General features: G+C 69.8%; 23 protein-coding genes. 9 read left to right on the top strand and 14 right to left on the bottom strand.

The genetic code is table 11. The features are described 5' to 3' along the window. The first annotated feature begins 103 nt into the window (after positions 1-103). The 3 genes from GON06_RS15875 (at position 104) to GON06_RS15865 (ending at position 2,551) form a co-directional block, all read left to right on the top strand. A complete protein-coding gene (locus tag GON06_RS15875) occupies positions 104-841 on the top strand; it encodes an aminoglycoside 3'-phosphotransferase (RefSeq protein WP_157313299.1) in 738 nt (245 codons plus the stop codon). Between the two features lie 103 nt (positions 842-944). Then, positions 945-1,700 carry an SDR family NAD(P)-dependent oxidoreductase gene (locus tag GON06_RS15870; protein WP_157313298.1) on the top strand — a complete coding sequence of 252 codons (756 nt, stop codon included), beginning with the start codon at positions 945-947 and terminating at the stop codon, positions 1,698-1,700. A 20-nt stretch (positions 1,701-1,720) separates the two neighbouring features. Next, on the top strand, positions 1,721-2,551 hold the full coding sequence (locus GON06_RS15865; protein ID WP_157313297.1) for an SDR family oxidoreductase: 831 nt from the start codon (positions 1,721-1,723) through the stop codon (positions 2,549-2,551). A 130-nt stretch (positions 2,552-2,681) separates the two neighbouring features. Here GON06_RS15865 and GON06_RS15860 read toward each other — a convergent pair whose 3' ends face one another. From GON06_RS15860 to GON06_RS15845, 4 genes are all read right to left on the bottom strand, one after another. Beyond that, positions 2,682-3,413, bottom strand: coding sequence for a sulfite exporter TauE/SafE family protein (locus GON06_RS15860; protein ID WP_157313296.1), 732 nt, complete (start codon positions 3,411-3,413; stop codon positions 2,682-2,684). Then, complete coding sequence (locus tag GON06_RS15855) at positions 3,410-4,003, bottom strand: ankyrin repeat domain-containing protein (RefSeq protein WP_157313295.1); 594 nt, start codon at positions 4,001-4,003, stop codon at positions 3,410-3,412. Before GON06_RS15855 ends, GON06_RS15860 begins: the two co-directional genes overlap by 4 nt. Before the next feature lie 73 nt (positions 4,004-4,076). Further along, complete coding sequence (locus tag GON06_RS15850) at positions 4,077-4,508, bottom strand: hypothetical protein (protein WP_157313294.1); 432 nt, start codon at positions 4,506-4,508, stop codon at positions 4,077-4,079. 8 nt (positions 4,509-4,516) lie between these two features. Beyond that, a complete protein-coding gene (locus tag GON06_RS15845) occupies positions 4,517-5,158 on the bottom strand; it encodes a bifunctional 4-hydroxy-2-oxoglutarate aldolase/2-dehydro-3-deoxy-phosphogluconate aldolase (RefSeq protein ID WP_157313293.1) in 642 nt (213 codons plus the stop codon). Positions 5,159-5,253: 95 nt separating this feature from the next. Between GON06_RS15845 and rlmN the strand changes: the two genes are divergently transcribed. Beyond that, on the top strand, positions 5,254-6,534 hold the full coding sequence (gene rlmN / locus GON06_RS15840) for a 23S rRNA (adenine(2503)-C(2))-methyltransferase RlmN (RefSeq protein ID WP_157313292.1): 1,281 nt from the start codon (positions 5,254-5,256) through the stop codon (positions 6,532-6,534). Positions 6,535-6,747: 213 nt separating this feature from the next. Here rlmN and GON06_RS15835 read toward each other — a convergent pair whose 3' ends face one another. Then, positions 6,748-7,095 (bottom strand): hypothetical protein, encoded by a 348-nt coding sequence (locus tag GON06_RS15835; RefSeq protein ID WP_157313291.1) that lies wholly within the window; start codon positions 7,093-7,095, stop codon positions 6,748-6,750. A 19-nt stretch (positions 7,096-7,114) separates the two neighbouring features. Between GON06_RS15835 and yczR the strand changes: the two genes are divergently transcribed. Continuing rightward, positions 7,115-8,563 carry an aminotransferase-like domain-containing protein gene (yczR, locus tag GON06_RS15830; protein WP_157313290.1) on the top strand — a complete coding sequence of 483 codons (1,449 nt, stop codon included), beginning with the start codon at positions 7,115-7,117 and terminating at the stop codon, positions 8,561-8,563. A gap of 8 nt (positions 8,564-8,571) precedes the next feature. Here yczR and GON06_RS15825 read toward each other — a convergent pair whose 3' ends face one another. After that, on the bottom strand, positions 8,572-9,180 hold the full coding sequence (locus tag GON06_RS15825) for an NAD(P)H-dependent oxidoreductase (protein ID WP_157313289.1): 609 nt from the start codon (positions 9,178-9,180) through the stop codon (positions 8,572-8,574). Between the two features lie 56 nt (positions 9,181-9,236). Between GON06_RS15825 and GON06_RS15820 the strand changes: the two genes are divergently transcribed. Further along, entirely contained in the window at positions 9,237-9,812 is a 576-nt protein-coding gene (locus tag GON06_RS15820; protein ID WP_157313288.1) for a TetR/AcrR family transcriptional regulator, read from the top strand. A gap of 3 nt (positions 9,813-9,815) precedes the next feature. Here the strand turns inward: GON06_RS15820 and GON06_RS15815 are convergent, their stop codons facing one another. Beyond that, positions 9,816-10,292, bottom strand: coding sequence for a SixA phosphatase family protein (locus tag GON06_RS15815; RefSeq protein WP_157313287.1), 477 nt, complete (start codon positions 10,290-10,292; stop codon positions 9,816-9,818). Positions 10,293-10,395: 103 nt separating this feature from the next. Between GON06_RS15815 and GON06_RS15810 the strand changes: the two genes are divergently transcribed. Together GON06_RS15810 and GON06_RS15805 are read left to right on the top strand one after the other, a co-directional pair. Then, positions 10,396-12,105: a DUF4407 domain-containing protein gene (locus tag GON06_RS15810; RefSeq protein WP_198346730.1), complete on the top strand. Its 1,710-nt coding sequence runs from the start codon at positions 10,396-10,398 to the stop codon at positions 12,103-12,105. A 118-nt stretch (positions 12,106-12,223) separates the two neighbouring features. Next, entirely contained in the window at positions 12,224-13,237 is a 1,014-nt protein-coding gene (locus tag GON06_RS15805; RefSeq protein WP_157313286.1) for an aldo/keto reductase family protein, read from the top strand. A gap of 419 nt (positions 13,238-13,656) precedes the next feature. On the opposite strand, the gene GON06_RS15800 is transcribed toward GON06_RS15805, so the two are convergent. Genes GON06_RS15800 through GON06_RS15780 form a run of 5 tightly spaced genes read right to left on the bottom strand, consistent with a single transcriptional unit; the run spans position 13,657 to position 19,500 of the window. Then, entirely contained in the window at positions 13,657-15,045 is a 1,389-nt protein-coding gene (locus GON06_RS15800; protein ID WP_157313285.1) for an FAD-binding oxidoreductase, read from the bottom strand. 22 nt (positions 15,046-15,067) lie between these two features. Then, positions 15,068-15,955: a carbohydrate ABC transporter permease gene (locus GON06_RS15795; RefSeq protein ID WP_157313284.1), complete on the bottom strand. Its 888-nt coding sequence runs from the start codon at positions 15,953-15,955 to the stop codon at positions 15,068-15,070. Then, on the bottom strand, positions 15,952-16,911 hold the full coding sequence (locus GON06_RS15790) for a carbohydrate ABC transporter permease (protein WP_157313283.1): 960 nt from the start codon (positions 16,909-16,911) through the stop codon (positions 15,952-15,954). Before GON06_RS15790 ends, GON06_RS15795 begins: the two co-directional genes overlap by 4 nt. Positions 16,912-16,914: 3 nt before the next feature. Continuing rightward, positions 16,915-18,222, bottom strand: a complete 1,308-nt coding sequence (locus tag GON06_RS15785) for an ABC transporter substrate-binding protein (protein WP_157313282.1) — start codon at positions 18,220-18,222, stop codon at positions 16,915-16,917. A gap of 42 nt (positions 18,223-18,264) precedes the next feature. Continuing rightward, complete coding sequence (locus tag GON06_RS15780) at positions 18,265-19,500, bottom strand: aminotransferase class V-fold PLP-dependent enzyme (protein WP_157313281.1); 1,236 nt, start codon at positions 19,498-19,500, stop codon at positions 18,265-18,267. 161 nt (positions 19,501-19,661) lie between these two features. On the opposite strand from GON06_RS15780, the gene GON06_RS15775 reads away from it, so the two are divergent. Continuing rightward, entirely contained in the window at positions 19,662-20,363 is a 702-nt protein-coding gene (locus GON06_RS15775) for a FadR/GntR family transcriptional regulator (protein WP_157313280.1), read from the top strand. 147 nt (positions 20,364-20,510) lie between these two features. On the opposite strand, the gene GON06_RS15770 is transcribed toward GON06_RS15775, so the two are convergent. Further along, positions 20,511-21,020, bottom strand: coding sequence for a glycine cleavage system protein R (locus GON06_RS15770; RefSeq protein WP_157313279.1), 510 nt, complete (start codon positions 21,018-21,020; stop codon positions 20,511-20,513). A 16-nt stretch (positions 21,021-21,036) separates the two neighbouring features. Continuing rightward, positions 21,037-22,089: a PLP-dependent cysteine synthase family protein gene (locus GON06_RS15765; protein WP_157313278.1), complete on the bottom strand. Its 1,053-nt coding sequence runs from the start codon at positions 22,087-22,089 to the stop codon at positions 21,037-21,039. Positions 22,090-22,092 lie beyond the last annotated feature (3 nt).

Below are 22,092 nucleotides of genomic sequence, written 5' to 3'. Positions count from 1 at the left end.
TCGCTGCGCTCGCTCAGGGGCCGGGGTCGGACGTGGGTACCGGCCTCTGAGTGAGGAGCGCCGGCGACGAGACGAAGGGGCGGCATTCGGCGAGGATGGATCCATGACCATCCCCGCCGACCCTGTTCCCGTACCCGATCGCGTTCGCGAACTCGCCCGCGGTGCCGCGCTGGAATGCGTCTGGCTGAATAACATCGGGGGGCTGACCTTCCGGGCGACGCCGACGACCGGTGACGTCTTCTTCGTCAAGTGGGGTCCGCGCAACGCCGAGTCCAGCCTGCGCGACGAGGCCGAGCGGATGACGTGGGCCGGCCGCTTCATCCGTGCTCCGCGGGTGCTCGACCAGGGCGAGGACGATACGCACGAGTGGCTCGTGACCGCCGCGATCGACGGTGAGAGCGCAGTCGCGCCGCGCTGGATCGCCGACCCCGCCACGGCGGTGCGTGCCGTCGGCGGGGGGCTCCGGATGCTGCATGACGCACTCCCGGTCGCGGAGTGCCCCTGGGACTGGGGTGTTCCGTCGCGGATAGCGAACGCCGCGGACCGCGGCATCCGGGTTCCGGAGCGCCTGCACGACGCGCCGCCGGTCGAGAGGCTCGTGGTGTGCCACGCCGACGCCTGCTGCCCGAACACGCTGATCGGCGACGACGGGCGGGCGCTCGCACACGTCGATCTCGCCGCCCTCGGGGCTGCTGATCGGTGGGCCGACATCGCCGTCGCGTCGATGAGCACCGAGTGGAACTACGGGCCGGGGTGGGAGGACGCGCTCATCGAGGCGTACGGTGTCGAGCCCGATCGGGAGCGCCTCGCCTACTACCGCGACCTGTGGAACGCGACGTGAGGAACCGCCTGTCGTAGGCTCGCTTCGACGGGTTCCTCGCGGTAGTACTCAGAACCACATAAGCTGGAACTCAGTCGCACGCCGCCGTTCGAAGGAGAACAAGATGCAGATCAGCGGAGCCGGCGCCCTCGTGACGGGCGGCGCCAGTGGACTCGGGCTCGCCACAGCCCGTCGACTCGCCGCCGCAGGCGCCCAGGTCACGATCGTCGACCTGCCGAACTCGGCCGGTGCGGAGATCGCAGCCGAACTCGGCGGATTCTTCGCTCCTGCTGACGTCACCGACGTGGACCAGGTGCGCGCCGCGGTCGCAGAAGCGCTCGACCCGCTGCGCATCGTGGTCAACTGCGCAGGCATCGCCCCGCCCGCGAAGGTTCTCGACCGTGACGGCAACCCGGCCGATCTCGCGGCCTTCGAGCGGATCATCCGCATCAATCTCGTCGGCACCTTCAACGTGATCTCGCAGGCCGCCGCCGTCATCTCGAAGGCCGAACCCACCGAGAGCGGCGACCGCGGTGTGATCATCAACACCGCCAGCGTCGCGGCGTTCGACGGTCAGATCGGTCAGCCCGCCTATTCGGCGTCGAAGGGCGGCGTGCACGCGATGACGCTGCCGATCGCCCGCGAACTGGCGCGCTACGGCATCCGCGTCTGCACGATCGCCCCCGGCATCATGGAGACCCCTATGCTCGCCGGCCTGCCCGAGGCAGCGCAGGAGTCCCTCGGTCAGCAGGTGCCGTACCCGGCTCGCCTCGGCCGGCCCGACGAGTACGCCGCCCTTGCGCAGAACATCGTCGAGAACGGCTACCTGAACGGCGAGACCATCCGACTCGACGGTGCCATCCGCATGGCGCCGAAATGACCCACGACCAAGGAGCATCCATGAGCCTCGCAGGCAAGACCATCCTGATGTCCGGCGGCAGCCGCGGCATCGGCCTCGCGATCGCCCTGCGGGCGGCGGCCGACGGCGCGAACATCGCGCTGATGGCCAAGACCGACACCCCGCATCCGAAGCTCGAGGGTACGGTGCACTCCGCCGCCGAGCAGATCCGTGCGGCGGGCGGCCAGGCGCTGCCGATCGTCGGAGACGTGCGCAACGACGACGACATCACCGAGGCGGTGATGAAGACCGCGGGTGAGTTCGGCGGCATCGACGTCGTGATCAACAACGCCAGCGTGATCGATCTGTCGGGATCGCTCGACCTCGCGGCGAAGAAGTACGACCTCATGCAGGACGTCAACGTGCGCGGCACGTTCATGCTGTCCCGCGCGGCCGTGCCGGTGCTCCGCGAGTCGGCGAACCCGCACATCCTGTCGCTCTCGCCGCCGCTGAATCTCTCGCCCCGCTGGCTCGGCGCGCACACCGGCTACACGATGGCGAAGTACGGGATGACGATGGCGACCCTGGGGTTGGCGGCCGAGTTCGCGGATGCCGGGATCGCTGCCAACACGCTCTGGCCGCGCACCACCATCGCGACCGCCGCCGTGCAGTTCGCCCTCGGGGGTGACCGCATGATGAAGGTCAGCCGCATACCGGAGATCTACGCGGATGCCGCATACGCCGTCATCTCCGCACCGTCCGCGCAGCGCACCGGCCAGACGCTCATCGTCGAGGATGTCCTCGAAGAGGCAGGCGTGACCGACTTCTCCGGCTACGCCGCGGTGCCGGGCACCCCCGACGACGCGCTCTTCCCGGACATCTTCCTGGACTGAGTCCGAACCCGGCCTCGACCGTTCGGTCGGCATGCCTTGCAGGTGGCGGAGAATTCTGCGGATGGCGGACGGCTTGCCGACCGATCGTCCGCCATCTGCGGGATCGTCCGCCATCCGTCGGCGTCGCCCGTCAGAACAGCAGGTACACCGCGCCCAGCACCGTGAACACGATCACGATGCGGTCGAACAGCTGCTGCGGCATCCGCTTCGCGAGCGCGATGCCGGCGAGAGCGCCGACGACGACCAGCGGTGCGAGCACGAGGTCCATCAGCAGCACCTGCGGCGTGAACAGGCCGAGCCCGGCGAGGAACGGCACCTTCATCACGTTCACGATCGCGAAGAACCAGGCCGAGGTGCCGAGGAACACCTGCACCGGCGTTCGCGTCGCGAGGAAGTACATCGACATCACCGGCCCGCCGGAGTTCGCGACCATCGTCGTGAACCCGGCGAGCCCGCCGTACGACAGGCCGAGCAGCGGACCGGCCGGCTTCTGGTCGGCGTGCCGGCGCCGCCACAGCGTGACGGCGATCATCAGCAGCAGGATGACGCCGATCGCGCGCCGCACCGTGGCGTCGCCCGCGAGCATCAGGAACAGGAACCCGGCCAGCAGGCCGACGATCACGGCCGGCGCGAGCCGCAGCAGGGTCGGCCAGTGCGCGTGCCGCCGGTAGGCGATCAGCGCGAACACGTCCCCGACCATGAACAGCAGCAGCATGGTGGCCGTCGACGTGCGTGCGGGCAGCACCGCCGCCAGCAGCACGACCGAGATGGTCGCGGCGCCGGGCACGGCGGTCTTTCCGAGCCCGGCGATCAGGGCTGCGGCCGCCAGCAGCCCCCAGGCGAACGGGGCGAGCTCCATCATCCTGCGGCGTCGATCACGGCGACGATGTTGCGGTAACCGCGCTGCGCCGCCATCTCACGCGGCAGGTCGCCGTTTCCGTCGCGGATGCTCAGGTCGGAGCCGCCCTCGATGAGCACGCGTACGACCTCGGCGTAATGGTCGGATCCGTCGCCGAGCTCGATCGCCTCGTGCAGGGCCGTCCAGTGCAGCCGGTTGATGTGGTTCGGGTCGACGCCCGCCTCGAGCAGGATTTCGATCGTCGGGATCAGGCCGCGCTCGGATGCCGGGATCAACGCCGTGCCGCCGAAGCGGTTGACGCTCTTCAGATCGGCGCCGTGGTCGAGCGTCAGGCGCAGGATCTCATCGTGACCGCGGGCGCCGGCGTAGAGGTACGCCGAGTCCTGGATGTCGTCCTTCGCGTTCACGTCGGCGCCCGCGTCGATCAGTGCGCGCGCCGCCTCGACGTTGTTCGCCTTGGTCGCGGTGATGAGCGGCGTCATGCCGCCGCGGCCGCGGGCCTCGATGTCGGCGCCGGCTGCGAGCGCGGCGCGGACGGCGTCGGCGTCACCGGCGGAGGCGGCGGCGAGAAGGTCGGCGGATGCTGCGGACATGGAAGTCTCCTGGAGTGCGAAGGGCAGGCGAGGCGCCGGCCTCCTTCTGGTATACCAAAGCGGCGGAGCGTCGTCAGGTGCGTGGCCCCCACGCGTCGATGGCGCGCTTCGCCTCGGCGAGGCCCACGCCGGTGCGCTCGCGGTAGAGCTTGATCGCGCTGATCGGCTGCCCCGCGGCGATGAGACGGTCGATCTCCGCCGCGGCCTCCGCCGGCAGTTCCGCGGCCTGCACCGGCGCGGCCGGCGCCGGAACGGTGATCGCCCCGGTCTCCCAGGCGTCGATGCGTTCCTTCGCGTCCTTCAGCGACATCGGCGACAGCTCGCGCAGGCGCTTGATCGCCGCGACCTTGTTCCCCGATGCGACGAGGGCGTCGATCTCCGACAGGGAGCCGGCCGCAGCCGGGTCCGGGGGCGGAGCCGGCACCGAGGGGCGCATCGACTTCAGCGACCAGCCGACGACGAGGAAGAGCACGATCAGGCCGACGGCCCACATCCAGATCTCCATCGCCGGCCTCAGCGCCCGCGAACCGCGGTCAGCGCCGCGGCGAACCGCGCCGCGCGCGCCTCGAGGTCGGCCCAGTCGCCCGCCGTGATGGAGGCTCCGTTCGCGAGGTCTCCTCCCGCGCCGACGGCGACGGCGCCCGCCGCGAACCAGGCGGCGAGGTTGTCGGGGTTCACGCCGCCGGTCGGCATCAGCGGAGCATCCGGGAACGGGCCGCGCAGCGCCCCGAGATAGGACGGGCCGCCCAGCGAAGCCGGGAAGATCTTCACCACGTCGACGCCGAGCTCGAGCGCCGACATCACCTCGCTGGGTGTGAGTGCGCCGGTCATCACGACTCGTCCGGTGCCGAGCATCGCGCGGGTGAGATCCGGCAGCGTGCCGGGGCTGACCAGGAACTCGGCGCCGGCCTCGGCGGCGGCATCCGCCTGCGCAGCCGTGGTCACGGTGCCCGCGCCGATCACGGCCGCATCCCCGTACCGGGCGATCAGCTCGCGGATCACGGCCGGGGCGTCCGGCGTCGAGTAGGTGACCTCGATGCCCGGGACGCCGCCGCGGATGATCGCCCCGGCAGCGTCGATCGCGGCCTCAGGCGAGGGGGCGCGCAGCACGGCGAGGACGCCGGCAGAGCGGGTGCGGGCGAGGCGGTCTGTCATCGTGGCTCCTCATCGACGGCGTGCATCTTCGATTCTGCCGCATCCGGATGCGGCATCCCGGGCCTTCTCAGGGCGGCTCCCGTACCCTTGGGGGTATGACCGAATCTCCCCGCACGCGCCAGACGCGACCCGTTTCCGCGTCCACCCCGGGGAAGATCCGGGAGACGAGTGCCCCGCAGGTGCGTCCTGCGACAGAGGGCTGGACGCAGAAGAAGGATGCCGAGGGGCGGCCCCTGCTGCAGTTCGCGAGCCCGCGCCGCGGCAAGCCGCCGGTGCACTTCGCCGACTTCACGTCCGCCGAGCGCATCGAGAAGGTCAAGGAGCTGGGCCTGCCCGGCTTCCGCGCCAAGCAGCTCGCGACCCACTACTTCACGCACTACACCTCCGACCCCGCCGAGATGACCGACCTGCCGGCCGCGCGCCGCGAAGAGCTCGTCACCACGCTGATGCCGCCGCTGCTCACCGAGGTCCGCCGCCTCGAGACCGACCGTGGCGACACGATCAAGTTCCTCTGGCGCCTGCACGACGGTGCCCTCGTCGAGTCCGTTCTCATGCGCTACCCGGGCCGCATCACGCTGTGCGTGTCGAGCCAGGCCGGCTGCGGCATGAACTGCCCGTTCTGCGCCACCGGTCAGGCGGGGCTGACCCGCAACATGTCGACGGCCGAGATCCTCGACCAGATCGTGCGCGCCAACCGCCTGATCGCCGAGGGCGGCCTCGGCGACCCGCGCAAGGTGGGCCACGAGGGCGAGCGCGTCACCAACATCGTCTTCATGGGCATGGGTGAGCCGCTGGCCAACTACAAGCGCGTGATGGACGCCGTGCGCACCATGGTCGCGCCGCAGCCCGAGGGGCTCGGCATGAGCGCCCGCGGCATCACCGTGTCGACCGTGGGACTGGTGCCGGCGATCCGCAAGCTCTCCGACGAGAACATCCCGGTGACCTTCGCGCTGTCACTGCACGCGCCCGACGACCAGCTGCGCGACGAGCTGATCCCGGTGAACTCGCGCTGGAAGGTCGACGAGGCGCTCGATGCCGCGCGCGAGTACTTCGAGAAGACCGGTCGCCGTGTCTCGATCGAGTACGCGCTGATCAAGGACATGAACGACCACGCCTGGCGCGCCGACCTCCTCGCCGAGAAGCTCAACGCGCGGGGCCGCGGCTGGGTGCACGTGAACCCGATCCCGCTGAACCCGACGCCCGGCTCGATCTGGACCTCGTCCGACAAGGACGTGCAGGACGAGTTCGTGCGACGGCTCAACGAAGCCGGCATCCCGACGACCCTGCGCGACACTCGCGGCAAGGAGATCGACGGCGCCTGCGGCCAGCTGGTCGCCACGACCGAGGACGAGGCCGCCGCAGCCGCGATGGCCTGAGCCGCGGTCCGGCGCGGTCGCTCCGTTCGCGGGTGCGCGGCCCGTCGGACCGGCCGAATGCGCGCCCGATCGCCCTGGGTCTCGATTCGTTCCGAAATGCGCGTCTCTGCTGCACCCAAGTCGCGATTCGTCCCGGATACGCCCGCGGTTTCCCGGATGAACTGCGACCCGAGCGACCGGATGCCGGCGCCGGGTGGCTCGGGCATCCGTTCTTTACGCCCGTGTCGCGATTCGTCCCGGAACTGGCCGGGGACTCCGGGAAGAGCTGCGAGCCGAACGAGGAGTGCGCGGTTCGTCCAGCAGTCGGCTGATCCGGATGCCGCCCTTCGCGGGCTCGGCATGCACCTGCATCACGAGCGAGCGGACGAGCGCCTCGGTGCGCGCCTGGTGGTGCCACCGGATGCCGGGGGAGAGCGCCTCGTCGATCCGGCGGAGCAGTTCGGGCTCGAGCCCGGCGGGAAGCGCATCGTGCACGGCGTAATGGTCGAGCACGTCCGCGATGGTCCAATTCGGCGTGAAGCGGCCGGAAAGCGGTCCGATGGTGGTGTTGTCGTGTCTCATTGGACCAGAATGTGACGGTATGAGCACCGTCGACAGGGCCAATCCCCGGCTGGTGGACCAGCGAACGGCCACTGTGGACTCCGCTGTGCTCGCCTCGCGGCTGGGGCGCTGGTCGCAGGGCGACGGAACGCTGTCCGCGCAGCTGTCGTCCCGCATCCGCGCCCTCGTCGACACCGGCGAGCTGCGCCCTGGCGACCGGCTCCCGGCGGAGCGGTCGCTCGCCGCGGCCGTCGCGGTGTCGCGCGGCACCGTGGTCGCGGCCTACGCCGACCTCGCCGAGCGCGGCGCGGTCGAGCGCCGGCAGGGCAGCGGCACTCGCATTGCCGGGACCGCGGTATCGCAGCCTGGCCGCACCGCTCGCGGGGAGGCGCTGTTCTCGGCGCTGCCGAACTCGATCGACCTGCTGCGCACCGTGCCGCAGATCCCGGAGCTCGGGGTGCGGCTCATCCGCGAGCATCAGCCCGACCTCGCGCTCGCGCTGCTGCCCGAGACCGACCCTGCCGGGCTTCCGGACCTGCGCGAGCTGATCGCGGGTCTGTACACGGCGGAGGGTGCGCCGACCACGTCGGAGCAGATCCTCGTCACTCACGGAGCGCAGCAGGCGATCAGTCTGGTCATCCACGCGCTCATCGAACCCGGCGACGTCGTGCTCGCCGAGGAGGTCACGTGGCCGGGCGTCACCGACACGGTGAGGCTGCGCGGCGGGGTCGTGCACGGCATTCCGATGGGTGACGACGGACTCGACGTCGTCGCCCTCGAGGTCGCGATGGCGCGGATGCGCCCGGCGCTGGTCGCACTGAATCCGCACCACCAGAACCCGACCGGAACACGGCTGCCTGCCGCTGCCCGCCGCCGAGTGGCCGAGCTGGCCGCCGAGTACGGAGTGCCGGTCATCGAGGACCGGGTGGTCGCGGGGATTGCGTTCGACGGCGTCGTGCCGCCGCCGCTGGCCGCCGAGCGACCGGATGCCCCGGTGATCGTCGTCGAGTCGGTGTCGAAGTGGGTCTGGGCGGGGCTGCGGATCGGGTGGCTGCGCGCGGACCCGGTGCTCGTGCGCCGCCTGCGCGGGGCTCGTCAGCTGGCCGACCAATCCACGAGCGTGCCTGCGCAGCTGCTCGCGATCGACCTGCTCGCACACGCGAACGAGCTGCGGCGCGAGGTCGCCCGCACCCATCAGGCCCGGCTCGATCTGCTGCTCGAGCTGATGGCGGAGCACCTGCCGGAGTGGACCTTCACACCGCCGCGCGGCGGCCTGTCGCTGTGGACACGGATGCCGGCTGGCTCCGCCGACGCACTCGCCCGGGTCGCCGCCGTGCACGGCGTCTCGGTCGCCGGCAGCGGCGAGTTCGCCGCCGCGCCCTCGCCGGATGATCACATCCGGATCCCGTTCACGGCGCCCGACGAGGTGCTGACAGAAGGCATCCGGCGCCTCGGCGCCGCCTGGGCGGAGTACCGCGCCACGCTCTGAGTCGCCGCTCAGGCCGCCACCGTGACGAGTTCCTTCACGACGGCCTGCTGATCACGGGCGCCGTCGGAGGCGCCGAGGCGCGAGGTGCGCTCCAGCCAGCCCTCGATCCTCGCCGAGGACGCGGTCTTCACTCCCAGCATCCGATGCGTCTTCACCGAGCGGATGCCGCACAGCTTCATCGTGTTGCGGGCGACCTGCGTCTGCGCGGGCAGACCGGTGATCGGGGCGAAGAACCACGGCGTGTCCGCGAGCAGCAGCAGACGGCCGCGGTCGGCGCCGACCATGCCTACCGGAAGCCCCGCCGGCGTGTAGCGGTATTCCTGCTGGGGGAGCAGGGCGCGATCGAAGAATCCTTTCAGCACGGCGGGAACCGACCCCCACCACAGCGGGGTCGCGACGACGACGTTCGTCGCTTCGTGCAGCAGCGCCTTCGCCTCGACCAGGTCCGGCTCGAGCGGCATCCGCTCGCGGTAGCCGAACCGCAGGTGCGGGTCGAAGTCGAGGTCGCGCAGCGCGAGCAGCCGCGCGTCGCCGTGTGCGGCGGCGTATCGCCGGGCGAGTTCCGCGGTGAGCGACTGGGAGTCGGGGTGGCCGTCGATGACGAGTGCAGTGGGCATCGGATGCTCCTATCTTGACAGTGTCTACTTGGTGGACACTGTCAAGATAGGGAACAATGTTGCTCGTGTCAAGTTCTCGTTCCGGCTATCACCACGGAGATCTCGCGCACGCGCTCGAGACGGCTGCGATGCAGCTGCTCGCCGAGAAGCCCGCGCAGGAGATCAGCCTGCGCGAGGTGGCGCGCGCGGCCGACGTGAGCCACAACGCGCCCTATCACCACTTCGCCGACAGGCGCGGGCTCCTGAAGACGCTCGCCGAGCGCAGCATGGCCGACCTCGTCGCCGAGGTGCGCGCCGCGCTGGAGAGTGCGCCCGAACCCGTCGGCGCGCTCATCGCCGGCGGACAGGCGTACGTCCGCTTCGCCGTCGAGCGCCCGAATGCCTTCGACGTGGTCTACGACCCGGCGGTGTGCATCCCGGGGTCTCCGACCGAGACCATGGCGCCGCTCATCGACGAACTCGAGTCGCTGCTCGGCGGAGCGGTCGTCGCCGCGGGCCTCACCGAGGACGACGTCACCGCCGCCTGGGGGCTCGTGCACGGCCTCGGCACGCTCGCCGCGGCCGGACACTTCCCGCTCGAGACGGCGCTGATCTCCTGCGATTCGGCGATCAGGCGGATGCTGCCCGCCTGACGGTCAGTCGCCGGGCGTGCGCACCCGGACCAGCCGTCCTGAACCCTCGATCAGCTCCGCCCACGAGTCCACGTCGACCGCGCACTCCACGACCGCGCAGGTCGGCAGCTCGACGAACTCACCGGTGAGCTCGCCCACGGCGTCGCTCATTCCTGGATTGTGCCCCACCAGCATCGCGACGGCGCTGTCGTCCGGCAGGCCGGACGCGACCTGCAGGATCGAACGAGCGGATGCCGCGTACAGCAGCGGCTCCTCGGCCACGGCCAGTCCGAACGCGGCGGCGTACTCGTCGGCCGTGCTGCGCGCGCGGGTCGCGGTGCTCGACACGATCCGGTCCGGTGCGACGCCCTCCGCGACGAGGCGCCGCGCCATCGCCGGGGCGTCCCGGCGACCACGGGCGTTGAGCGGCCGCTCATGGTCTGAGTAGCCCGGCATCCCCCAGTCCGACTTGGCGTGGCGGGCGAGCAGCAGGGTCTTCATGCCTCCAGAGTGGCACTCGATGACCTGGGCCGCACCCCGAACCTGGGAGCGCTCGCAGGATTCGTCGGGCCGCTCCACAGGCGTGTTTCCCTACCGTGGAAGGATGTCCTACTCTGCTCACCGCCCTGGACGGATGGATTCCCAGGGCCGTATCGAGTTCGACGTCGACGATCCGAACGCTGCTGCCGACGTCCCCGAGTACTTCACCCGCGAATACCGCCCGGCCGGTCCAGACGCCGAAGCAGGGGTCGACGCGACCGCTTTGAACGACGTCGTGGAGACCACGACCCGGCCCAACCCCGTCGTGCACGACGAGCAGGAGACCGAGTCGTACGACCTCGACGACTTCCCGTTCGTCGACGAGCCCGTGCAGGTGGACGCTCAGGCGGAGACGCAGGTGATCGCCGACGAGCCGCAGGTCGCAGCATCCGAACCGGCGCCGGAACCGGCGCCGGCCCGCGCGCCGCGCACGCCCAGGCCGAAGCGCGAGAAGCGTCCGCGCACGCCCGGCTCGCGTCTGCGCACGCTCGCCATCCTCGGCGGCGCCGACGGTGAGATCCTCGACCGCGTGCCGGGCGAGACCCCCCGCTTCGTGCAGATGTTCTTCGTACTGCTGGGCACCGCCCTGGTCTCGGCACTGTCGATGATGTTCGCACTGATGACCGGCGTGCAGGTCGCCGTCTGGCTGGCCGTGCCGCTCGCGATCGTGTGGGCCGCCATCATCTTCAACCTCGACCGCTTCCTCACCTCGACCATGACGGCGACCCGCAGCGTCGGGAAGCTGATCGCCCTCGCCATCCCGCGTGTGCTGATGGCCGCGTTGATCGGTTTCGTCGTCGCCGAGCCGGTCGTGCTGCAGGTGTTCCACAACGACATCGCCCGCGAGGTCGCCTCGACGAACATCACGCAGGCGCAGTCCGACCAGGACGGTCTCGAGAAGGGGCCCGAGAAGAAAGCCCTGGATGCCGCGACCAAGCGCGTCTCCGACCTCGAGAACCAGGCTGCGACGGGCATCGTCGCCGGAACGTCGAACTCCTCGGCATCCGAGACGGCCGCGCAGGGAACGGTCGACGATCTGACCGCGAAGATGGCGGAGCAGCAGAAGACCATCGACAGCGCCCGGGCGCTGTACCAGTGCGAGCTGACCGGCGAGGGCGCGGGCACCGTGCCCGGCTGCACCGGCGTGCACGGCCAGGGCACCAGCTCGGATGCGGCGAAGGCTCAGCTGACGGAGGCGCAGCAGACCTACGACGCGCTCGCCGCCCAGCTGCGCACCGCGAACGACGAGCTGGAGAGCGCCGGCACCGCCGCGAAGGGCGAGCTGTCGGCCTCGGAGTCGGCCAACCGCAAGCAGGCGCGCGCCGAGCTGCCCGCCGCGAAGCAGACCTACGAGACCGCGCTCGCCGCGTACAACGCGCGGGCCGACGCTGTCGCGCAGGGCAATGCCGGCGCGATCGGACTGCTCAGCCAGATCAGCGGGCTGAACCGCCTCGGCGAGAAGGAGCCCACGATCTTCTGGGCGCACTGGCTGATCGCCGCGCTGTTCTTCATGATCGAGCTGCTGCCCGTCCTGGTGAAGGTGCTCACCAGCTACGGGGACCCGTCGCTGTATGAGAAGACTGCCGCGATCCGCAAGCAGGTCGAGGAGGATCGCGTCTCGGCAGAGGGCTACCGCGACCGTGCTGCGATCGTCGCGACGGGCTCGCTCCCGCCCGCCGAGCCTCCCGCACCCGCTCCCGCGCCTCCTGCCGCGGGCGATGCCCCGACCGTGCCGCTCACGCGCGCCGACCTCCGCGAGGGCGCGTCGGTCTGAGCAAGAGGCACTCGAGACGGATGAACGGATGCCGGTGGCCCATCTGGGCGCCGGCATCCGTCGTCGATCGATGACGCGAACGGAGCCGTGACCGGTCCCACGGCGCTAGCGTTGAGACATGGTCAACTATCGCTATCTGGGCAACAGCGGATTCAAGGTCTCGGAGATCACCCTCGGCAACTGGGTGACGCATGCGTCGCAGGTCGGCGACGACGCCGCGATCGCCACGGTGCACGCCGCGCTGGACGCCGGCATCACCACTTTCGACACTGCGGACACCTACGCCAACACGGCCGCAGAGGTCGTGCTCGGCAAGGCCCTCGAGGGGCAGCGCCGCGAGAGCCTCGAGATCTTCACGAAGGTGTACTTCCCGACCGGCCCGAAGGGCCCGAACGACACCGGCCTCAGCCGCAAGCACATCCGCGACTCGATCGAGGGCTCGCTGCGCCGCCTCGGCGTCGACTACGTCGACCTGTACCAGGCGCACCGCTACGACTACGAGACGCCGCTCGAGGAGACCATGCAGGCCTTCGCCGACGTCGTCCGCCAGGGCAAGGCACTGTACATCGGCGTCTCGGAGTGGACCGCCGAGCAGCTGCGCGAAGGACACGCGCTCGCCCGCGAGCTCGGTGTGCAGCTGATCTCGAACCAGCCGCAGTACTCGATGCTGCACCGTGTGATCGAGGGCAAGGTCGTGCCGGCATCCGAGGAGCTGGGCATCTCGCAGATCGTCTGGTCGCCGATGGCGCAGGGCGTGCTGAGCGGCAAGTACCTGCCCGGTCAGCCGGTGCCGGAGGGGTCGCGCGCGACCGACCCGCACTCGGGTGCGGACTTCATTAAGAGCTTCCTGCGTGACGACATCCTCACCGCCGTGCAGAACCTGAAGCCGATCGCCGAGCAGGCCGGGCTCACGATGCCGCAGCTCGCGATCGCATGGGTGCTGCAGAACCAGAACATCGCCGCCGCGCTCGTCGGCGCTTCGCGCCCGGAGCAGCTCGCCGACACCGTGAAGGCGTCCGGCGTGGTGCTCGACGCCGACACTCTCGCCGCGATCGACACGGCTCTGGCCGGTGTCGTGAACGACGACCCGGAGGACACCTACACGGTGTCGCCGAAGAAGCGCCTCGTCTGAGACATCCCGCCTCCGCACTTGAGGGGCCAGAGGACGCGGCATCCGGGCATCCGGACCGACGTCCCTGGCCCCTCTTCGTCTGTCGCGGCAGCGTGGTTCGTCCGGGTCGCAGTCCGTCCCGGTTCACGGCGCCCAACCAGACTCAGGTCGCAGTTCGTCCCGGTGTCCGGCGGTCAGAGCGTGACGAAGTGCGACCTGGATGCCGCGTGACGGGACAACGCGCGTCGCGAGCGATGTCCCGAGAGTTGCGGGCTGGCGATTCGTCCGGGTTGCAGTTCGTCCCGGTTCACGGCGGCCAACCAGACTCAGGTCGCAGTTCGCCCCGGTATCCGGCGGTCAGAGCGTGCCGAATTGCGACGTGGATGCCCGGGATGCGCCGGAAGCGGGACGATTCGCGACCTGAACGGCGGTGGCCGCGGTCAGAGGTTCCCGAACACCGCGCCGGGGTTGAGGATGTTCTGCGGATCGAGTGCCTTCTTGATGCGCAGGTTCAGGTCGAGCACGTCCTCGCCGAGGTAGTCGCCGAGCCAGGGCTGCTTCAGCCGGCCGACGCCGTGCTCGCCGGTGATCGTGCCGCCGAGACTGATCGCCAGGTCCATGACCTCGCCGTAGGCGACGTCGGCGCGCTCCTTCTGACCGGGATCCGACGGGTCGAGCACGAGCAGCGGATGCGTGTTGCCGTCGCCCGCGTGCGCGACGATCGAGATCTCGGTGCGGTGCCGCGCGGCGATCTCCGCGACGCCGAGCACCAGATCGCCGAGGCGGGGGAGCGGCACGCCGACGTCCTCCAGCAGCAGGGCGCCGCGCTTCTCGACAGCGGGGATCGCCTGGCGGCGGGCCTCGATGAGGGCCTCGCTCTCGTCAGGGTCGTTGGTGGCGTAGCACTCGGTGGCGCCGTTCGCTCCGCAGATCACCTCGACGGCCGCGATCTGCTCCTCAGCCAGGGCGTCGGGCTCGTCGGACTGCACGATCAGCATCGCCGCCGCGCTGCGGTCGAGCTCCATCCGGGTCATGTCCTCGACGGCGTTGATGGCGACCTGATCCATGAACTCCAGCATCGAAGGGCGCATCGCGCCCTTGATGTCGAGCACGGCCTGGATGGCGCCCGACAGCGTCGGGAACATCGCGACCAGCGTCGTGGGAGTGCGCTGCGCCGGTACCAGCCGCAGCACGATCTCGGTGATGATGCCGAGCGTGCCCTCGCTGCCGACGAACAGCTTCGTCAGCGACAGGCCGGCGACGTCCTTCAGCCGCGGGCCGCCGAGCTTCACGACCTTGCCGTCGGCGAGCACCACAGTGAGTCCGAGTACGTAGTCGGTGGTCACGCCGTACTTCACGCAGCACAGGCCGCCGGCGTTCGTCGCGACGTTGCCGCCGATCGAGCAGAACTCCTGCGAGGACGGGTCCGGCGGGTACCAGAGGCCGTGCTCGGATGCCGCGGCCTTGACCTCGACGTTGAAGGCACCCGGCTGCACCGTGGCCATCTGCACGAGCGGATCGATCGTGATCTGCCGCATCCGGTCCAACGAGATGACGATCGCGTCGTCCTGCGCCGAGCTGCCGCCGGACAGACCGGAGCCCGCGCCGCGCGGGATCACGGCGACGCCCTCGCGGGCCGCGATCCTCATGGCGGCCTGAACGTCTTCCGTCGACGTCGCGCGCACGACGGCGAGCGGCACCCCCGCATCCGGGTCGTTGGCGCGGTCCCAGCGGTACGCGTCGAGCGAGTCGCGGTTGGTGACGAGCACGCCCTCGGGAAGGTCAGCGGTCAGAGCGGCGAGCACGCGCTCACGGCGGTCGGGTTCCATCCTTCGAGCGTAGTCCGGCGGACTATTCCTTCACGGCGCCGGAGGTCAGCCCGGCGACGATCCAGCGGCTGGCCAGGGCGAACAGCACCATCGTCGGGAGGATCGTCAGCACAGCCGCGGCGGACATCGATCCCCAGTCGATGTTGAACGTGGAGATGAAGCCGTTCAGCGCCGACGGCACCGTGCGCTTCTCATCGGAGTTGATCAGGACCACGGACAGGAACAGCTCGTTCCAGCAGTTCACGAAGTTGAAGATGAACGCCGCGATGATGCCAGGCGTCATCACCGGGACGAGCACGCGGAACAGCGCGCCCAGCCGAGAGCATCCGTCGATCATCGCCGCCTCTTCGAGCGCGTTCGGCACGTTCTCGAAGAACCCGCGCAGCATGACCGTCGAGAACGGGATGCACACCGCGATGTACACCAGCACGAGCCCGGGGCGGGTGTCGACCAGCCCCAGGTCGGTCATCATCGAGTACAGCGGCCCCAGGGCGATGAAGGCCGGGATCATCTGCGTGAGCAGGAACGCCACGAGCACCGCACCCTTGCCGCGGAACTCGAACCGTGCCAGCACATAGGCGCTGAGCAGCGCGATCAGCGTCGCGACGGCGCCCGCCGTCAGCGCGACGATCGCCGAGTTCATCAGGAAGACACCGAAGGTGCTCTTCTCGAACAGGCTCGCGTAGTTCTGCAGCGACGGCTCGCTCGGCCAGTACTCGATCGGGAACCGGTTGATCGTGGACGGCGACTTGAACGAGGTCAGCGCGATCCAGTACAGCGGGAACAGGGTGATGATCAGCCAGAGACCCAGCCCGGTGAACCGCACCACACCGCCGACGGTGACCTTCCGCGGGCCGCGGGTCTCGCGCTTCTTCACTCCGGCCGTCGTGAGGGCCATGGTCGCGCTCATCGCTGCATCCTCCGCATCGCCATCAGGTAGAACCCGCAGAACACGAGCAGGAACGCGACGACGATCAGGCCGATGGCGCTCGCGATGCCGTAGTTGCCCTGCTGGGTGAAGTCGATCATCCAGGTCGTGACGATGTCGGTCTGGTTGGCGGGTCCGCCGCCGGTCATCGCCCAGATGATGTCGGGGAAGTTGAAGATCCAGATCACGCGCAGCAGCACCGTCAGCAGCAGCGTCATCGAGATGTACGGGATGACGATCGAGAACAGCTGACGCACCTTGCCGGCGCCGTCGATGCTCGCGGCCTCCAGCACCTCGTCTGGCACCGACTGCAGCGCGGCGAGGATCATGATCGCGAAGAAGGTGACCCCGTACCAGATGTTCGCGACGATCACGGCGGTCATCGCCAGCTTCGGGTCCGCGAGCCAGGGCAGCGGCTGCGAGATGATCCCCGCCTTCATCAGCAGGTCGTTGATCACACCGAACTCCGCGTTGAACATCCAGCGGAAGAGCATCCCGATCAGGAAGCCCGAGACCGCCCACGGGAAGAACACCAGCGCCTGATAGACGCCGCGGAACCGGAACCTCTTGCGCAGCGCCAGGGCGATCAGGAAGCCGATCACGAGCTGCGGCACGAGCGAGCCGACCACCCAGAGCACCGAGTTCCACGCGACCTTCGGGAACACCGGGTCGGTGAACACGGTGACGAAGTTGTCGAACCCGACGAACGGCGTCGAGGTGAGGTCCCACAGGTTCCAGTCGTGGAACGCCATCCTCGCGCCCTGCAGCATCGGCACGTAGGTGAACCAGCACACGAACACGATGGCGGGGGCGAGGAACGCCAGCAGCGTCAGGGCGTGCTTGGCGCGGAAGGTGCGGTGGCCGGGCGCGGGACGCCGGGGACGGGAGGCCCCGCCGGCAGTGCCGACGGAGCCCCTCTCGATGGTCTGAGCGGACAACGGTCAGCCCTTCTCCGCGGCGTACTTCTCCGTCCAGTACTCGTCCCAGGACTTCAGCAGCTCCTCGGTGGACATGTCGCCCAGCAGGACCTTCTGCACGTCCTGGTCGGACTTCTGGATCCACTCGGTCCACCAGCTCACGCCGCGCGGCTGGATGACGTTGACGTAGGTGTCGGGGTTCTCGGTCATCGTGACGTAGCTGGTCCACGGGCCGGTCTTGTAGAACTCGTCATCGGCCGCAGCGGCGATGATGGGCACCAGGCTGTTCTTCTGCGCGAAGGTCGTCGCCGGCTCCGCGGAGGACAGGTACTCGACGAGCTTGACCGCCGCGTCCTTGTGGTCGCTGGCCTGCGCCACTCCCCAGCCCGCGGTGGCGAGCGGCTGCGCGGCCTTGCCCGTCGGGCCGGTCAGCAGCGGCGCGGTGTCCCACTGGTCCTCCTTCAGCGAGGACTCCTGCACGGTCGCGATGACCTCGGGGTCCTGCAGCAGGAAGGCGGTGGAGCCGTTGGTGAAGCCGGCGACCATCTCGGGGTAGCCCCACGAGACGGCGGACGGCGGCGAGGCCTCCTTGAACAGGTCGAAGTAGGTGTCGACGGCGTCCTGCGCCTCCGGGGCGGCGAAGATCGTGGAGCCGTCCTTCATGAGGAATGCGTCGTCGGTGTTCAGGTCGTCGATGACGTACGCCTCGATCGCCGCGACGACGTTGCTGTTCGCGTTCTGGCCGCCGCGGAAGGCGTACCCGTAGACGTTCTTCGACGGATCCTGGATGGCGGAGGCCTGCTCGAGCAGGTCGTCCCAGCTCTTCGGAGGACCGTCGAATCCGGCATCCTTCACCAGGTCGGTGCGGTAGAACAGCGACAGCCCGTAGAAGCCGTACGGCACGAAGTAGTTCTTGCCGTCGGTGTCGGCGGCGGACTTCGCGTTGTCGGTGAGGGCGTCCCAGCCGTCCCAGCTCGACAGATCCTTCTTCATGTCGTAGAGCCACTTGTTGTTCGAGAACGGCCCGACGGTGAGGTCGCGGACCTCGAGCACGTCGACGCCCTTGCCGGACTGCAGCATCTGCTGGATCTTCTGGTCGGCCTGCTCGGTGGGCGGCGAGACCAGCTTGACCGTGATGTCGGGGTTCTCCTTCTCGAAGTCGTCGAGAAGACCGCGGATCAGCTCGGTGCGCGCGGGGTTGGTCAGACTCTCGACCATCTGCAGGGTGACCTTGCCGTCGGCGGACTCGCCGCCGCCGGCCGAGCAGCCGGTCAGGGCGAGGACGGCGACGGTGCCGATCCCCGCGGCCGTCGTCAGAAGCCGGTGCTTCATGATGTGCCTCTTCTCTCTCAGGGTGGTGTTTCAGGGTGCGGTTCAGGGCAGGTGCACGGGGGCTGCGGAGCGGATGCCGGCCCGCTGCAGGATCTCCGGCACGCAGCGCTCCACGAAGGCCTCGAAGTCGGACGCCTCGGTGTACAGGTGCGCGGAGAGGCGGAAGTAGCCGACGCCCTCGAAGCTGGTGAACGCCGTCTCGACGCCGACGGCGTCGATCAGTTGCATCCGCAGGTCGTCGGCCTGCTCGCGGCTGCGGCCGAGGGCGTCCGGCAGGCGGATGAGGCGCATCGAGGCGACCGGCGTCGGCAGCGGGGCGAGCGCCTCGGCGTCGGTGTACGGCTGCAACGCGTCGGCGATGAGACGGGCGCCGTGGTCGGCCATCTTCGAGATCGCGTCCCTCGCAGCGTCCCAGCCGATCTGGTCCTCGATGAAGTCGATGGATGCCGGGGTGCTGAGGTACGTGGTGGCGTCGATCGTGCCCTGCGTGTCGAAGCGGGCGGGGTAGGGCTCGGGTGCTCCCCACGAGTCGATCAGCGGCCAGAGGTCCTGACGATCGGATGCCGTGGTCACGAGCAGCGCGGATCCGCGCGGTGCGCACGGCCACTTGTGCATGTTGCCGAACCACCAGTCGCCGCCGCCCGCTGCAGCCGCGTCGGGGATGAGGCCCGGTGCGTGAGCGCCGTCCACCAGGGTGCGCACGCCCTGCCCGGCGGCGAGCTCGGCGATGCGCCGGGTCGGGAACCGGCGCGCCGTCGCGGAGGTGATCTGGTCGACGACGATCAGACGGGTGCTCGGGGTCAGCGCGTCCGCGAAGCGCTGCACGACCTCGTCGTCGTCGGCGAGCAGAGGGAGGCGCACGACCTTCACCGTCGCCCCGAAACGTCGGGCGAGGCGCTCGGCGCCCATGGTCACGGCGCCGTAGCCGTGGTCGGTGACGAGGATCTCATCACCGGGCGAGAGGGCGAGCGAGTTGTAGACCACGGTCGCCGCGGCCGAGGCGTTCGGCACGAAGACGGCGTCCTCCGGGCCGGCGCCGACGAACGGCGCGGTGCGCTCGCGCGCCTCGTGGACGCGCTCGGCGATACGGGGGAACCACTCCACCGGGCTGAGGTCGGCGCGACGACGCAGCGCGTCCTGGTGGGCGACGACGGCAGTGGGGACCGCGCCGAAGGAGCCGTGGTTGAGGTGGATGACCTCCGGATCGAGCGGCCAGGCATCGCGTGCGCGCTCGAAGGACTTCAGCCGGATCGGCGATGGCGTCGTGGCCGTGGTCATGCGTCCTCGCAAGGGTGGGGGGAAACTTGTTGCACAACTTTGCCATGTGAGACCTCGTATGTCGAGACAATGACGGGAATCGGAACTAAGTTGTCCTACAAATACGTCTCGAGTGGAGCATCCGACAGACTCACTCGGAGACACGGACCGCGGAGGAACCGATGAGCGCACTGGACACCGCCCTGCACGGGCTGCGATCGCTGATCGCGGACGGCGCGCTGCGCCCCGGCGACCGCCTGCCCAGTGAGGGCGAGCTGTGCGAGCAGCTCGGAGTGTCGCGCGGCTCGCTGCGCGAGGCGATCAGGATGCTCGCCGCCCTCGGCGTGCTCGAGACGCGGCACGGGTCGGGCAGTTATGTCGGCGAGCTCCGGGCGGCGGACCTGATCAGCAGCCTCTCGCTCACCGTCGGTCTGCTGCCGATGGCCGGAGTGCTCGAGCTCACCGAGCTGCGCCGGGCACTCGAGCCCCACGTCGCCGCGCTCGCCGCGGCGCGCATCGATCAGGCGACCGTCGAGCGACTGGACGTGCTGCTGCGCGAGCTCGAGGCCAGTGACGACTTCGAGCAGCATTCCCGCCTCGACCACGAGTTCCACATGTCGATCGCGGCCGTCGCCGGGCAGGACGCGCTGACGAGTCTGCTCGACGTGCTGCGCTCGCGATCCCGCGCCTACCGCCTCTCCGACGCCTCGGATGCGGCCGAGCTGAAGCGGAACTCGGACGTGGGGCACCGGGCGATCCTGCGGGGCCTGGCCGACGGCGACCCCGTCGCGGCATCCGCCGCCGCATCGGCGCACGTCGCCGACACGGCCTACTGGGTGCGGAAGTACTCCGACGGAGCCGAAGAGGTTGCCGCCGGCCACTGACAGCGCCGGCTCGCCGTGCTCGACGCGTGCACGTCGGCGTCCGACTTCGGATGGTCCAGACGGCCCGCGGTTCGCCGGCGCGCTGCGGTGCGGCATCCGCAACTGGGCATGCCGGTCGGGAGCCGATCGGCCGGATGCCTGCCGGGATCAGCCCAGCGAGATGTCGACCTGGATCTCGGTGGCGAGCTGTTCGAGGTCGGCGCGCAGCGCATCGATGTCGGCCGTCGCCGGAACGGTCGCCGTGACCGTCGACTCGAACAGCCGGCCGCCGGCCATGGCGGCATCCTTCGTGACCGTCGTCATGTCCTCGATGCTGAGAGCGTGCTCGGCGAGCACGCGCGAGACCTCGCGGACGATCCCGGGGCGGTCGTTGCCGAGCACGGTGAGGCTGATGCGCTGCGCGTCGGCGGATGCCGCGGCATCCGTCCCGGTGTGCACGGTGACCGCGAGCAGTCCCTCGAGCGCCTGCAGCGCGGACTGCAGGTCGGCGACGCGCTCCGGCGCGACCGACACCTCGATCACGCCGGCGAACGTGCCGGCGAGCTCGGCGAGACGGCTGTTCTCCCAGTTGCCGCCGTGCCCGTCGACGGCATCGGCCACAGCTGAGACGAGTCCGGGGCGATCCGCTCCCGCGACGGTGAGGATGAGCGTAGTCATGCCTGAAGCGTAGCCCTCAGGACCAGGCCCCGGACTCCAGGAACCGCTCCAGCTGCGCGCGGTGGGGTGCGAGGTCCCAGCCCTGCGCGGCCACCCACTCGTCGTTGTAGTAGGTCTGCGCGTAGCGCACCCCGCTGTCGCAGATCAGGGTGACGACGCTGCCCGTCTCACCGGCGTCCCGCATCCGCGAGATCAGCTGGAAGGCGCCGATGAGGTTCGTGCCGGTCGACCCGCCGGCCCAGTGCAGGGTGCGCTCGCGCAGCAGCCGGATGGCGGCGACGGATGCGGCATCCGGAACCTGGATCATCTCGTCGATCACGCTCGGCACGAACGACGCCTCCACGCGTGGCCGGCCGATGCCCTCGATCCTCGAGGGCTTGCCCGTGGCATCCGCATCGCCCTTCCACCCGGCGTAGAACGCCGAGCCCTCGGGGTCGACCACTGCCACCTTCGTCTCGTGCCGCCGGTAGCGCACGTACCGGCCGAAGGTCGCGCTGGTGCCGCCGGTGCCGGCGCCGACGACGATCCACGACGGGATGGGATGCCGCTCCTGCGACAGCTGGCTGAACACGCTCTCGGCGATGTTGTTGTTGCCCCGCCAGTCCGTCGCCCGCTCCGCGTACGTGAACTGGTCGAGGTAGTGGCCGCGGCATCCGGCGGCCAGGCGGCGCGCCTCGGGCGAGATGTCCTCGGCACGGTCGACGAGGTGGCAGCGGCCGCCGTAGAACTCGATGAGGTCGATCTTCTCCTGGCTGGTGGAGCGCGGCACGACCGTGACGAACTCGAGTCCCAGCATCCGAGCGAAGTAGGCCTCTGAGACCGCCGTCGATCCGCTGGACGACTCGACCAGCGTGGTGTTCTCGTCGATGAGACCGTTGACCAGGCCGTACAGGATCAGCGAACGGGCGAGCCGGTGCTTGAGCGAACCGGTCGGATGCACCGACTCGTCCTTCAGGTACAGATCGATGCCCCACTCGGACGGGAGGGGGAAGAGATGCAGATGCGTGTCGGCCGAGCGGTTGCCGTCGGCTTCGAGCACGCGGATGGCGGAACTGACCCATTCGCTCATGAA

Source organism: Microbacterium sp. MAH-37, assembly GCF_009758255.1.
Classification (GTDB): domain Bacteria; phylum Actinomycetota; class Actinomycetes; order Actinomycetales; family Microbacteriaceae; genus Microbacterium.
Note: the sequence above shows the minus strand (reverse complement) of the source record. Positions and strands in the feature narration are given on the sequence as shown.

Bases quoted from the DNA above. Each gene is read 5' to 3' on its own strand.
- GON06_RS15795 (WP_157313284.1), bottom strand. From the start codon at position 15,955: ATGAGCGCGACCATGGCCCTCACGACGGCCGGAGTGAAGAAGCGCGAG.
- GON06_RS15770 (WP_157313279.1), bottom strand. From the start codon at position 21,020: ATGACTACGCTCATCCTCACCGTCGCGGGAGCGGATCGCCCCGGACTC.
- GON06_RS15775 (WP_157313280.1), top strand. From the start codon at position 19,662: ATGAGCGCACTGGACACCGCCCTGCACGGGCTGCGATCGCTGATCGCG.
- GON06_RS15805 (WP_157313286.1), top strand. From the start codon at position 12,224: ATGGTCAACTATCGCTATCTGGGCAACAGCGGATTCAAGGTCTCGGAG.
- GON06_RS15810 (WP_198346730.1), top strand. From the start codon at position 10,396: ATGTCCTACTCTGCTCACCGCCCTGGACGGATGGATTCCCAGGGCCGT.
- GON06_RS15780 (WP_157313281.1), bottom strand. From the start codon at position 19,500: ATGACCACGGCCACGACGCCATCGCCGATCCGGCTGAAGTCCTTCGAG.
- GON06_RS15825 (WP_157313289.1), bottom strand. From the start codon at position 9,180: ATGCCCACTGCACTCGTCATCGACGGCCACCCCGACTCCCAGTCGCTC.
- GON06_RS15865 (WP_157313297.1), top strand. From the start codon at position 1,721: ATGAGCCTCGCAGGCAAGACCATCCTGATGTCCGGCGGCAGCCGCGGC.
- GON06_RS15815 (WP_157313287.1), bottom strand. From the start codon at position 10,292: ATGAAGACCCTGCTGCTCGCCCGCCACGCCAAGTCGGACTGGGGGATG.
- GON06_RS15855 (WP_157313295.1), bottom strand. From the start codon at position 4,003: ATGTCCGCAGCATCCGCCGACCTTCTCGCCGCCGCCTCCGCCGGTGAC.
- GON06_RS15870 (WP_157313298.1), top strand. From the start codon at position 945: ATGCAGATCAGCGGAGCCGGCGCCCTCGTGACGGGCGGCGCCAGTGGA.
- GON06_RS15835 (WP_157313291.1), bottom strand. From the start codon at position 7,095: ATGAGACACGACAACACCACCATCGGACCGCTTTCCGGCCGCTTCACG.
- rlmN (WP_157313292.1), top strand. From the start codon at position 5,254: ATGACCGAATCTCCCCGCACGCGCCAGACGCGACCCGTTTCCGCGTCC.
- GON06_RS15850 (WP_157313294.1), bottom strand. From the start codon at position 4,508: ATGGAGATCTGGATGTGGGCCGTCGGCCTGATCGTGCTCTTCCTCGTC.
- GON06_RS15860 (WP_157313296.1), bottom strand. From the start codon at position 3,413: ATGATGGAGCTCGCCCCGTTCGCCTGGGGGCTGCTGGCGGCCGCAGCC.
- GON06_RS15875 (WP_157313299.1), top strand. From the start codon at position 104: ATGACCATCCCCGCCGACCCTGTTCCCGTACCCGATCGCGTTCGCGAA.
- yczR (WP_157313290.1), top strand. From the start codon at position 7,115: ATGAGCACCGTCGACAGGGCCAATCCCCGGCTGGTGGACCAGCGAACG.
- GON06_RS15800 (WP_157313285.1), bottom strand. From the start codon at position 15,045: ATGGAACCCGACCGCCGTGAGCGCGTGCTCGCCGCTCTGACCGCTGAC.
- GON06_RS15765 (WP_157313278.1), bottom strand. From the start codon at position 22,089: ATGAGCGAATGGGTCAGTTCCGCCATCCGCGTGCTCGAAGCCGACGGC.
- GON06_RS15785 (WP_157313282.1), bottom strand. From the start codon at position 18,222: ATGAAGCACCGGCTTCTGACGACGGCCGCGGGGATCGGCACCGTCGCC.
- GON06_RS15845 (WP_157313293.1), bottom strand. From the start codon at position 5,158: ATGACAGACCGCCTCGCCCGCACCCGCTCTGCCGGCGTCCTCGCCGTG.
- GON06_RS15820 (WP_157313288.1), top strand. From the start codon at position 9,237: ATGTTGCTCGTGTCAAGTTCTCGTTCCGGCTATCACCACGGAGATCTC.